Origin of the sequence: Bombella dulcis (genome assembly GCF_026385505.1) — a bacterium.
Taxonomy (GTDB): domain Bacteria; phylum Pseudomonadota; class Alphaproteobacteria; order Acetobacterales; family Acetobacteraceae; genus Bombella; species Bombella dulcis.
Genome location: NZ_JANIDV010000007.1, coordinates 1 through 11,247, shown reverse-complemented (window position 1 = coordinate 11,247; position 11,247 = coordinate 1). Strand labels below are relative to the sequence as shown.

The following is an 11,247-nucleotide window of genomic DNA, read 5'->3' as shown; positions in this document are numbered from 1 at the left end:
GCACCTTGCTGAATAATGAAGTCACACGGGCAAAGACGGCTGAAGCGGGGCTTCTCCCTCTCACGGGGGGCACGGTCACGGGGCCGATCACCCGTGATGGAGGCGGCGTTCTGCCAGAAGTCATCGGCCAGGGCCTTACAGGGCGGGTTGCCATTCAGGCATTCACGATTGACGGCAACGGGGCACCATACTGGGTGACATTCCCCAAGCCCTTCAAGGACGGAACAACGCCCTATGTAACGGCCCTTGTCAATTCGGAGGCTTCCTCCGGCACGCCCAGCACGGCGTCATCCCGTGTTGCCGTGCTTCTGAACAATGCCGATGGGACCCCGAACATAACCAGTGCCGGGTTCCTGTTCCAGGCCTGTTCCCTTTCAACGGTGTTCATTGGGAACACCAGCTATCACTGGCGTCTTCACGTCATCGCCGTAGGAGTATTGGCATGAACGGCCCCTATTATGTCATCGTCGACACTGACAGCAGGATGACAGCGACATGCTGTGGCCCGCTGAATGCCACTGGCAAGGGCTATATCCCCGTATCAGAGAAAGACTATCAGACCCTGTGCCGCCAGCCGGGGCCGGGTGCAAAGATCAATCCTGATGGGACGATCGCCAGTCTGGACGTCATCATCCCGCTTTCGGCAAAGCGGGACATTCTGGCGCAGACCACACCGGAAAAAATGGCTTCAGGCGTATATTTCCAGCCGTCCCGGAGCACGGCCCCGATCCTGTTCCCCACCGACAGCGCATCCTACACGAACACGCTCCAGCAGTCCCTTGTGGTGAAACTCGATGAGTGGGAAGACGGCACGCCGTGGACGCTCCCGGACGGATCGACCGTCCCGATGACAGGGCAGGACGTGACCGCCCTCTGCAAGAAAATCACCGCATACCGCAATGCCTGCCAGGCCCATGCCTCAGATATCAGCAGGCAGCTGGACAAGGGAGACGATGCGGACATCACGGCTGGATGGCCGGACAACCACTAGCCCTCCCCGCATCCACACGGATGGCCAGAGCAGTACACGCCGCCCTTTGAGGCGGTTTTTTATATCCAGAGGAAAGACATGACGGAGGAAAAAGACAATCGGCCTGCCAGACAGGCCGACATCACGGACCATGAACAGCGCATCACCCGTCTGGAAGCGAACGAGCGACACCAGAATGAAGTGATCGCCTCGCTACAGACAGTCATCAATACGCAATTCGCCCAAATCCAGCAGGCCCTTTCCAGTCTCCAGAGCTGGCAGGGCCGGGCCTTCACAGTGGCCGGGGCTACCGGTGCTGCCATCGTGGCCGCTGTGTCGGAAATCTTCAGATATTATCACGGAGGCTAATCATGACGGCAAAATCCACTCTCCCACCACGGGGCATCCGCAACAACAATCCGGGCAACCTGAATTTCGCTCACCAGAAAGGGGCCGTTCTTGAACCGGGGCCAAACGCCCGATTTGCCCGCTTCCCCACACCGGAGGCCGGGCTGGCTGCCCTACGGGACCAACTGTGCCTCTATATCGTACGGGATGGCATCGACACCGTAACAGGCATCATCAGCAAATGGGCACCGCCCAACGAAAATGCCACGGCGTCCTACATCAGGGCCGTTTGCAGATTCATGTGCGTAGGGCCGGATGCAAAGCTGGGGCCGCCCACCCCGAAGCTCCTCACCAGCCTGATGAACGCCATAATTCGGTTTGAGAACGGTCAGAACCCGTACGGCTCCCTGGTCGCACAGGTGGCGGCGAACCTCCCGCCCGGAGGGGTATCTGCATGACACCATGTTCCAGCCGGTCCCTCTACCCGGCCCAGACAGCAACCATCCAGAACTGGCCTGCAAAGAATGTCGGGGACGCTCTGGATTACAGCCTGTATCTGGCTCCCTTCTGCTGTGATCGGGGAGAGAGCGTGATCCGCCTGACGGTGGATGTTCAGGACGGAACCGGCCTCACCGTGCTCTGGTCCGCCCTCGGCCCCGACATGGCCACGATCGGCCTTCAGGGCGGCAACGTCGGGCAGCAGGCCATAACCATAACACTCGAAACCAGCACGGGCCGCCGTTACGTACGGATCGTCCAGATCACCGTCCTGCCGGACAGCGGGTCAATAGACGGGGTTCGGGCCAGCCTGGCCCCTCCGGATGGGGCCGAAACACAGCCGGCTGCCCTGATGCTGGATGATGGGAGACTTCTCACATTATGACAGCGCAGACGGTAGCAACAGAAGGCGGTCGCATCAGGGTTCCCGACCTGCCAAACTTGGGGACGCCACAGACAGGAGACACGATACTGGGCGTGAAGGATGGCCGGACGGGCCAGTTCCCCGTCAGCACCCTGGGCGGGGGAAGCCCCGATCTTTCCATCTATGCCAGATCGTCCGATCTCCAGACGGAGACGGAGGCCCGGGAAAATGCGGACACCGAACTTAAGAACAAGATCGATTCCCTGAACATCCCTTCCATTGCCGGACTGGCAAAAATCTCCGATCTCGACACGGAGACGCAGGCGAGGGAGAAAGCTGACAGTCAGCTGGAAGAGAAGATCAATGGTCTCAACATCCCGTCGATCGCCGGACTGGCAACGCAGTCGTCTCTTGACAGTGAGACGGAGGCCCGGGAACAGGGTGACAGAACTCTGGAGGATAAGATCAATGGCCTGAACATTCCTTCCATTGCTGGACTGGCGACACAGGGGGCCCTCAATGACGAGGCAACGGCCCGGGAGAATGCGGACAGCGCACTTGATAAGAAGATCGACGCCCTGAATATCCCTTCCACAGACGGTCTGGCGAAAAACTCCGATCTCGAGACAGAGACGCAGGCTCGTAAAAATGCTGATGCCGACCTTGAGAAAAAGATCAATGGCCTGTCCATCCCCTCAGTCGACGGACTGGCCAAAAGCGCAGACCTTTCTCAGGAAGCGGACGAACGGAAGAAGGCCGATGCTGACCTAGGCGTCAGGATTGACGACCTCACCACCAAAGTGAATGCCGCTCCTGCGGGGGGCGGGTCATCTGGTGGTGGCATCACCACGCATTACGACGTTCCCGGACTGACACCGAGCGGGACATTCGAGGGCATCATATTCCGCCGCTACGATGGGGGGGCCGGGAACCCGGGCCATGTCGATTACCCGGCAGACTGGCCGAAATTCGCCATACCCCCTGCGATCACGGCAACCTCGACAACAATTTCCCATGACGACTGGGATGCCGGGAAAATGGGACCGGGGGCCACGATCAACATAACCGGCACCAGCACGACAGGGTTCAATTTCCAGCATCCGGGGGGATGGCCCGGGTCCGGGCTAGAATCAATCACGTTCTGGATCAAAGGCGTTGTCGCCTGAAGGAGAGACAATGAGCAACATGACCGTGGACATGGATGGCGTGCCAACTGACATTGGCGACCCCACCAACTCGGATGAGGTCTATCTGTCTGGAGAAAGGCAGCTCTTCAGTGATGCCAGGACAGAGCTGATCAGCATCGGGCAGCTGGGGATGATCGATTACCAGCAGCGTGGCGGACCAAAAACAAGGGCTTACCTTCAGGAAATCAAACGTCTGGCAGAAAGCCGGATCATTTATGGGCGATGGCCCCAGGTGCCCGACCGCATCGAAGACTAAACGAGCTTTATACGAAACCCGCATCGCCCTGTTTCGTATTCACCAGCCGCCTCCGGGCGGTTTTTTCATGTCTGGAGAACAAAATGGACATCAATTCCATTCTCGACACACTCCCGGCGGCATGGGCGCTCCCGGCCTCCCTCCTCATCATCGCCTGCAATCTGGTGACGGTATTCGTCAGGCCACCCGCTGCCGGTTCCCGCTGGGTTCTGCCTTACCGGCTGGTCTCCACAATCGCCCTGAACATCGGTTGGGCCGCCAATCACATCAAACCGGGCCAGACCAGGCAGAATTGACTGACCCCTGATCCATCACAGCTACAGAAAGAGAAAACCATGACTGACACAACAACGACAGCAGCAACCCCGAACACCGTCTTCGAAGGCATCGAGGCCCTCATCACCAATGCTCTGGGTGACCACGAGAGTGCCGCCACAAAGGCCCGCATCCATGCGGCCACGTCCGCCCTGTCCGCCATCGGCTCCATCGTGGAACCATTTCTGGCAGATCATATGGATGTGCAGGGCCTGATGAACGGCCTGGTCAAGGTGGAACAGGGTGCCGGGCAGATTGAGGAAGGCGTGGAGGACATCATCGCCGCCATCCACAAGAAGAAGGACACGGCATCCAGCCCAGCGGCAACCACAAATTCCTCCTATTCCGGAGGCATTGGCTGACCCTGAAAGTGCCCGGGGAATTCCCCCGGGCATGTCACAGCCAAATCACCCCATAAAACGGCTGAAAACCGGGAAAAACAGCCCTGTCATAGGCAAAGTGATTCAGAAGGGCCTGATGCTAGATGGAGGGTACATGACCACATATTTTATCGGCGGCATTGCCGTCGCCATCCTGTCATTCATTGTCGGGATTGTCTGGTACGCCAACCGGGCCGGACGTAATTCCGCCCGGGTCCGGTCTGAAGCCGAGGCAACATCGGCGGCAAACGAAGAAGCCGCCTCATCCCGGAGAGCACTCGCTGCCCGAACGAACGGGATCAGGAGCAATAACCAGCTACTCGGAACGCTCGACAAGGGAGAATTCTGATGTGTGACCGATACATCGTCTCATATCTGGCCGCATGTGCTCTGATTGCGGCCTGCATTGCGGGAATGCTGTCTGGCTGCTCACCCGCTCAGGTCCGCTACACCTGCCCGCCTCTGGTCCAGTACAGCCATGAGGAACAGGCTGTACTGGCATCGGAACTTAGGGCGCATCCGGAACTGATAGAGGTTCCGGTGTTCCTTACAGATTACGGGAATGAACGAGCGGAGTGTCGAGCATTGGATGAGAAGCCTTAATTTTTCGCTCCCCGGCCTCCCCATTCCTCATCCGACCCGCAGTTTTCCACCCTACAATTCTGCTTGTTAGGGGAATATTTTTTGGGGGCCTCAGTGGGGGCCTTAAAAAATAGAGACATCAATTTTAATTGGGAGGCCCGCATTATTTTGCTCGCTATATGGCTGCCACCCCATCCGCCACAATGAATCTTCTGAACAGACCCTGATTTCATCCCGGAATGCGGACATTGCCCATTTCCGCACATGGGGTCATGAAACCGGTCAGGCCCGGCGGCCCCTTTCGGTACGCCTGCCAGCTTTTCAGGCTCATGGCTGGCCTTCCCACAAGAAAAGGCCAGCACATGGGTGACAAACACACACCATGCAAGGACTGACCTTTCTGTCAGTCAGCCATGCAGGCGACCGAGCAGCATCAGCATTCCCGCCGTGCGGTCTGCGGGCGGCACATGGCCTACGGTCTGGCCGGAGGCATTCTGCACCGTTCCATCATGCAGGATGAATCCAACAGAGGCACCACTGGGGCCATAAACACGTCCATCCACATCAACCGACCCGGCCATGACGCCACGGGCATCATACAGGTGCCCGTCCCGGCTGACATGCCCGGCAGACCGGCCCGCCGCATCATAGAGGAACCCGTCTCCATCCATCTGACCAACGGGCACGCCACGGGCATCCGTAAGACGACCGTCCTGACTGATACGTCCGGCTGACCGGCCCGAACCGTCATAGACAGCCCCTGCCCTGTCTTTCCCAACCTCTGCCGGGTTCTGATAATCATACGGCGTGGCCGTGGCGCAATGGAACGGCATCCCCACAATGCCCAGCCAGACGGCCATCAGCAATAATCCAGCATATTTCATGACATCCTCCCTGACATGAATTCCACCCACACAGTCAGCGAGGCAGCCGATGAAGCAGGATCAGGGCACCTGCCGTCCGATCTGCGTCGGACAGATGATTATTCCTGCTGCCCCGGTCTATGCTCCCGGCATAACCACCATTCCGGCCATACAGGGTGCCATTCCTGTCTATTTCACCCGCATAGCCACCATTGCGATCCCGCACGGTTCCGTCCCGGTCGATCCCCCCGGCATAGCCACCATCCCGGTCCCTCACGGTTCCATCCTGATCGATGCTCCCGGCGTAACCACCATTCGGGTCCCGCACGTCACTGATCTGCTGCACATGCCCCCACGGCATCGACTGGCCATCATATGCACCCGCAACACCCGGCATACCGGCAACACTCAGTCCCCCCATGACGACCAGAATACCAGCGTACTTCATCATATGCCTCTTCAAATGGAAATCTTCCCGTATGCCCTCGCTACACCATGCCTCATGACAGATGGCAACTGCGTTACGGAGCCATGAAGAATCCGTAACACACCTTAACGATTCCCTACCGCCCCGAAGACATGCCCCTTTCACTTCAGCAGGGCCGCCCATTCCTCAATGGTCTGCCCACTCTGGAAGCGGTCATCCACACGGCCATCCAGCATGACGGTTGGTGATACATGGATGCCATTCTTCCGGGCATGACGGGTATGGGCCTTCATGGCCTCCGTCACACTCGACAGCCGGAAAGGAACCGCCAGACTGAGCTGGGTATAGACCTCCAGACGGGCGATCAACTCATCTGGCGTCGTCTGCATGTTCAGCCCCGCACAGTGACCGGAAAAGTCAAACTCCTCCCGATGGTCGCCAATCGTCCGTAACGTCTGCCATGCCCTGTCCCGGCCATCAGGCAACGCTGCCGCCGCCAGGATGCAGCGTGTCAGAAATCCTGAAAACAGATGCCACGGCTGGGAGTGAATATGCACCTGAAGTGTCAGGGCATCTTCCCCTACATGCTCCAGAAAGGGCATGAGCTTGCGGGATGCACGGACACTGAAAGGGCATGTCGGCTCCAGAAAGAACTCCACTTTCCGTGGACCATGCCCCCAGATCAGGGCTGCTGGTTCGGGTGTGCTGTCAGTGCTCATGAAGTATCTCCATCATCCTGCGCGCCTCCACTTTTATGGAAGACGCCATACAGAAACAGCCCCGCAGAATGCGGAGCTGTCTGTCAGTGCCTGCATACCGGGCACACATGCCGACGTCATCTTCAGGAAGAGCGACGACGCCTGTTTCTGGAGGCCGCCTGCCCGGAAGCTGTCGGCCGGGATGACGGCGACCGGGGAGACCGACCCCGTCCACCGGCGTGACCTCCGCCACCGCCACGGCCTCCACGGCCGCCCCGTCCACCACCAAGAACCGGCGGCGGCAGGGTGGAGTTCTGTGCATCCGCAGAATGATAGGGATGATCGGTAATGACAGGCACGGCCTTGCTGATGCGCTTCTCGATCTCCCGCAGCCATGCACGCTGCTCGGCATCACAGAGGGACACGGCCCAGCCTTCACGTCCGGCACGGGCCGTACGGCCGATACGGTGCACATAGGCTTCCGGCACGTTCGGCAGGTCATAATTGAAGACATGAGAGACTTCATCAACGTCGATGCCACGGGCCGCAATGTCGGTGGCCACCAGCACACGGATGCTGCCATCACGGAAGCCCTGCATGGCACGCTCACGGGCACCCTGCGACTTGTTGCCATGAATGGCCGCCGCCGTAATCCCGCTTTTGTTCAGGAACTCGGCCACCTTGTTGGCTTCATGCTTCATCAGCGTGAAGACGACAGCCCGCACGACCCGGTCATTATTGACCAGCATCATCAGGGCCTCTTTCTTCTGGGCTGAATCCACGAACAGGACGGCCTGCCGGATACGGTCCACCGTGCTGGATTCCGGCGTGACCTGTACGGTCTCCGGGTCCTTCAGCAGAGAATGGGCCAGATCACGGATGGAAGGCGGCATGGTCGCAGAGAACAGCAATGTCTGCCGCTTCTCCGGAAGACGGGCCACGATGCGCCGGATGTCATGAACAAAGCCCATGTCCAGCATACGGTCCGCCTCATCCAGCACGACGATTTCCAGCGTGGACAGGTCAATATGCCCCTGCCCCACGAGGTCCAGAAGACGGCCGGGGGCAGCGACCATGACATCCACGCCACGTTTCATCGCCTCAACCTGCCTGTTCTGCCCCACGCCGCCAAAGATCACGGCATGAGAGAACTTCATGTGACGGGCATAGGCGGCGAAATTGTCGCCGATCTGGGCCACAAGCTCCCGTGTCGGGGCCAGAACCAGCACACGGGCACCCCGGGGGGCCGCCCTGCGGGGATGTTCCAGCAGGTAGTTCAGGATGGGCAGGGCGAATGCTGCCGTCTTCCCTGTTCCTGTCTGTGCCAGACCGAGAAGGTCTTTCCCTTTCAGGAGATGGGGGATGGCCCCGGCCTGAATGGGGGTTGGCGTCGTGTAGCCTTCTTCATCCAGGGCCTGCAAAATGGGGGCCGCCAGACCGAGAGCTTGAAAACTGCTCATGATTTTTCCTCAAAACCGGCGTCACTCCAGCAATCCATCTGGCAACACCGCATAAAATGGACGTTTGAACCTCCCACTGATCAGGAGGCCCCTGCTCGTCCCGTTCACAAATAGGACTATATTTGTCTTATAACAAGGAGAAAATCTCATTCCCTCCCGACGGCCCTGTTCCCTCCCCGGAACAGGTCTCTTATGACTGTTGGAAAAAGACATAAAAACAGACCGTTACGTCATAACGGCCTGTCCCATGAAGTCTCCGCAATACGGACCCGTCTGTTACGGTATCCTGCGACGTAAAAGAAACAGCCCCTGCTCTCCAAAAAGATTGGCCAGATGAGGCGACCACCCTGCCAGACGGGACTGGCGGTTGCCGTTCACGACCATCCATCGGCAGACTTCGTACCCGTCCTCCTCACAGAGGGCAAAGAAATCATAAATCGTACAGGGGTGAATATTGGCCGTTTCATACCACGGAGTCGGCCAGACGGATGTCATTGGCATACGGCCTGTCCGCAACAGATGCCAGCGCAGACGCCAATGCCCGAAATTGGGAAAAGAAACAAGAGCAGAACGACCGATCCGCAACATATGCCGCAGGACATCCCGTGGATATTCCACGGCCTGAAGCGTCCGCTGAAGCACGACATAATCAAACGTGCCATCCGGATAATCCGCCAGCATGTCATCCGCATCACCATGCATGACAGGCAGACCATGCGCCACGGACTGCGTGACAGCCTTCATGTCCAGCTCCAGCCCCTGCGCATCACAGCCTTTTTCCCGCGACAGATAGCCGATCAGGCTGCCATCCCCACAGCCAATATCCAGGACCCGGCTACGGGGGGCCACCATGTCGGCAATCAGCTTCTGGTCAAACCGCATCAGTGTGTCCCCCATCCGGCAGACCGGCATGACAGGCCGCTCCATTCAGGAATCCACGGATGGTCCTGTCGAAATCCGGTTCCTCCAGCAGGAAGGCGTCATGCCCCCGGTCGCTGTCAATTTCCACGAAGGACACATACCCTCCCGCCTGATTGATGGCCCTTACCAGAGTGCGGGAACGTGAAGTCGGGAAGAGCCAGTCTGAACTGAAGGACACGACACAGAACCGGGTCTTCACCCCACGGAAGGCTGCTGAAAGGCTGCCCTCATGCTCGCTGCCCAGATCGAAAAAATCCATGGCCCTCGAAATGCTCAGATAGGAGTGGGCGTCAAAACGCCGGGTAAAATTGGACCCCTGATAGCGCAGGTAACTTTCCACCTGGAACATGCCCCCGAATGGCAGGGCTGCCAGCGGATCGTGAGGACCGGGCATGGTCCCAGGCCGGATTTCCCGCCCGAATTTACGGGTCAGGGCTTCTTCAGACAGGTAGGTGATGTGACCGACCATTCTGGCCACGGCCAGTCCACGGGCCGGAATGACGCCATGCGCCTGATAATCCCCGCCATGCCAGTCCGGGTCTGCATAGATGGCCTGACGGCTGACCTCATTGAACGCAATGTTCTGGGCTGACTGAAAAGGAGAGGTGGCAATCGGCATGGCCGCAAAAACACGGTCAGGATAATCCGTGGCCCATGTCAGCGTCTGCATCCCCCCCATGGAACCACCGATGACAGCAAACAGCCGATCAATGCCAAAATGATCAACCAGCTTTACCTGGACCGCCACGATGTCATGCATGGTGATCGGAGGGAAATCCTTGCCCCACGGCTGCCCCGTGTCAGCCCGTACCGTCGTCGGCCCTGTTGTCCCCATGCAGCCACCCAGCACATTGGTGCAGATGACAAAAAAACGGTCCGTATCAACCGGCAGGCCGGGACCGACCATGCGGGACCACCAGCCCGGCTTCCCCGTGACGGGATGTGGACTGGCAACATACTGATCCCCCGTAAAGGCATGGCATATGACAATGGCATTGTCTTTTCCGGGGGACAGCGTGCCATAGGTCTGGTAGGCGACCTCCAGCGGAGCGATCCTTTCCCCACACTGAAGGGTGATCCCCTCGGGGAAAATCATGGACTGGACTTCCAACATCGGCTCCGGCTGTCTGTAACAAGAAGCCCGTATAAAAACACCGCCTCCCCCGTGGTTTCAAGACGGAATACGCACGGGGACCGGATAATATGACGGCTTTCTTACTCGGCGGCTTCCATCATCTCAGGATAATTGTCCTGAGCCAGAGCCGGCATCGGCATTCTCTCCATGACAGCCTGTTCTTTCTTGCGGACAGGCAGCCAGTGGCCATAAGCGGCCAGTGCCAGACCAAGATGCATCAGGGCCTCCCCCAGCTCGGAATGCAGTGTCTGTTCCTCCGGGGCGTTCTGCATGTCTGCCAGAATGTCCAGAAGATGGGCTTCCGTCGTGGAATATTCCAGTGAGGCCGTACCACAGACAGCATGCAGGAAAAGTGCCCTGAAGCGTTCCTGAAGCCGGTCAGCGTCCCTGCCCAGCAGCCCCGTCAGGGACATGGAACGCCGCCAGCAGCTCGGCCCCAGCAGATAACGCAACGCCCACAGGGCTGTCTGCTCTTCCCTGTCCAGTGTCTTCATGGACATGCCATAGCAGCCACGCTGTTCTGCAATCTGAATGACGGTCATGAGGCCTCTCCCTCTCTCTGCGAGTTGCTTCATGAATGACGTTAGATGAGAACTCTTCTCACTTTCAATGAAAAGATGAGACACCAGCCCACCATTTTCCCTCGGAGAGGCATGAAGGGCTGGGAAAACAGCCAATTATTGGAGTTATTAAAGTTTTTTATAAGCCGAAGAATCAAGATTCAGCAGCACAATATGCTGTGGTTTTCTAAAGCGACTCACACAAGATATTGCCCCGCCAGAAGGGACACTGCCCTTCTGGGCGGCTGCTTCCCCGCACTTATAATGATGAGACGGGAGGCTT

18 protein-coding genes are annotated in these 11,247 nt (G+C 58.4%); 11 read left to right on the top strand and 7 right to left on the bottom strand.

Annotation, left to right across the window (positions count from 1 at the left end):
• From NQF87_RS08400 to NQF87_RS08350, 11 genes are all read left to right on the top strand, one after another.
• Positions 1 to 446 (top strand): hypothetical protein (locus tag NQF87_RS08400; protein ID WP_266127963.1); only part of this gene is annotated, 446 nt, incomplete at its 5' end.
• Positions 443 to 991, top strand: coding sequence for a DUF4376 domain-containing protein (locus NQF87_RS08395; RefSeq protein ID WP_266127962.1), 549 nt, complete (start codon positions 443 to 445; stop codon positions 989 to 991). The genes NQF87_RS08400 and NQF87_RS08395, both read left to right, overlap by 4 nt.
• A gap of 78 nt (positions 992 to 1,069) precedes the next feature.
• A complete protein-coding gene (locus tag NQF87_RS08390; RefSeq protein WP_266127341.1) occupies positions 1,070 to 1,339 on the top strand; it encodes a hypothetical protein in 270 nt (89 codons plus the stop codon).
• 2 nt (positions 1,340 to 1,341) lie between these two features.
• The gene (locus NQF87_RS08385) at positions 1,342 to 1,776 is read left to right on the top strand and encodes a structural protein P5 (protein ID WP_266127961.1); all 435 of its coding nucleotides are present in this window, start codon (positions 1,342 to 1,344) and stop codon (positions 1,774 to 1,776) included.
• Positions 1,773 to 2,201, top strand: coding sequence for a phage fiber-tail adaptor protein (locus NQF87_RS08380; RefSeq protein WP_266127960.1), 429 nt, complete (start codon positions 1,773 to 1,775; stop codon positions 2,199 to 2,201). The genes NQF87_RS08385 and NQF87_RS08380 overlap by 4 nt, the downstream gene beginning before the upstream one ends.
• The gene (locus NQF87_RS08375) at positions 2,198 to 3,346 is read left to right on the top strand and encodes a hypothetical protein (RefSeq protein ID WP_266127959.1); all 1,149 of its coding nucleotides are present in this window, start codon (positions 2,198 to 2,200) and stop codon (positions 3,344 to 3,346) included. The genes NQF87_RS08380 and NQF87_RS08375 overlap by 4 nt, the downstream gene beginning before the upstream one ends.
• 10 nt (positions 3,347 to 3,356) lie before the next feature.
• A complete protein-coding gene (locus NQF87_RS08370; RefSeq protein WP_266127958.1) occupies positions 3,357 to 3,623 on the top strand; it encodes a hypothetical protein in 267 nt (88 codons plus the stop codon).
• Between the two features lie 83 nt (positions 3,624 to 3,706).
• Positions 3,707 to 3,919: a hypothetical protein gene (locus NQF87_RS08365; protein WP_266127957.1), complete on the top strand. Its 213-nt coding sequence runs from the start codon at positions 3,707 to 3,709 to the stop codon at positions 3,917 to 3,919.
• Between the two features lie 39 nt (positions 3,920 to 3,958).
• On the top strand, positions 3,959 to 4,300 hold the full coding sequence (locus NQF87_RS08360) for a hypothetical protein (protein ID WP_266127956.1): 342 nt from the start codon (positions 3,959 to 3,961) through the stop codon (positions 4,298 to 4,300).
• A gap of 133 nt (positions 4,301 to 4,433) precedes the next feature.
• Entirely contained in the window at positions 4,434 to 4,667 is a 234-nt protein-coding gene (locus NQF87_RS08355) for a hypothetical protein (RefSeq protein WP_266127955.1), read from the top strand.
• On the top strand, positions 4,667 to 4,921 hold the full coding sequence (locus NQF87_RS08350; protein WP_266127954.1) for a hypothetical protein: 255 nt from the start codon (positions 4,667 to 4,669) through the stop codon (positions 4,919 to 4,921). Before NQF87_RS08355 ends, NQF87_RS08350 begins: the two co-directional genes overlap by 1 nt.
• Positions 4,922 to 5,307: 386 nt before the next feature.
• Here NQF87_RS08350 and NQF87_RS08345 read toward each other — a convergent pair whose 3' ends face one another.
• The 7 genes from NQF87_RS08345 to NQF87_RS08315 all read right to left on the bottom strand — a co-directional run bounded on the left by NQF87_RS08345 (position 5,308) and on the right by NQF87_RS08315 (position 10,946).
• On the bottom strand, positions 5,308 to 5,784 hold the full coding sequence (locus tag NQF87_RS08345; protein WP_266127953.1) for a type IV secretion protein Rhs: 477 nt from the start codon (positions 5,782 to 5,784) through the stop codon (positions 5,308 to 5,310).
• 34 nt (positions 5,785 to 5,818) lie between these two features.
• Complete coding sequence (locus tag NQF87_RS08340; protein WP_266127952.1) at positions 5,819 to 6,214, bottom strand: hypothetical protein; 396 nt, start codon at positions 6,212 to 6,214, stop codon at positions 5,819 to 5,821.
• Positions 6,215 to 6,351: 137 nt separating this feature from the next.
• Entirely contained in the window at positions 6,352 to 6,909 is a 558-nt protein-coding gene (locus tag NQF87_RS08335) for a thioredoxin domain-containing protein (protein ID WP_266127951.1), read from the bottom strand.
• Positions 6,910 to 7,031: 122 nt separating this feature from the next.
• The gene (locus NQF87_RS08330) at positions 7,032 to 8,348 is read right to left on the bottom strand and encodes a DEAD/DEAH box helicase (protein ID WP_266127950.1); all 1,317 of its coding nucleotides are present in this window, start codon (positions 8,346 to 8,348) and stop codon (positions 7,032 to 7,034) included.
• 276 nt (positions 8,349 to 8,624) lie between these two features.
• Positions 8,625 to 9,230: a methionine biosynthesis protein MetW gene (gene metW, locus NQF87_RS08325; RefSeq protein ID WP_266127964.1), complete on the bottom strand. Its 606-nt coding sequence runs from the start codon at positions 9,228 to 9,230 to the stop codon at positions 8,625 to 8,627.
• Positions 9,220 to 10,383 carry a homoserine O-acetyltransferase MetX gene (gene metX, locus NQF87_RS08320; protein ID WP_266127949.1) on the bottom strand — a complete coding sequence of 388 codons (1,164 nt, stop codon included), beginning with the start codon at positions 10,381 to 10,383 and terminating at the stop codon, positions 9,220 to 9,222. Before metX ends, metW begins: the two co-directional genes overlap by 11 nt.
• A 101-nt stretch (positions 10,384 to 10,484) precedes the next feature.
• Complete coding sequence (locus tag NQF87_RS08315) at positions 10,485 to 10,946, bottom strand: hypothetical protein (protein ID WP_266127948.1); 462 nt, start codon at positions 10,944 to 10,946, stop codon at positions 10,485 to 10,487.
• Positions 10,947 to 11,247 lie beyond the last annotated feature (301 nt).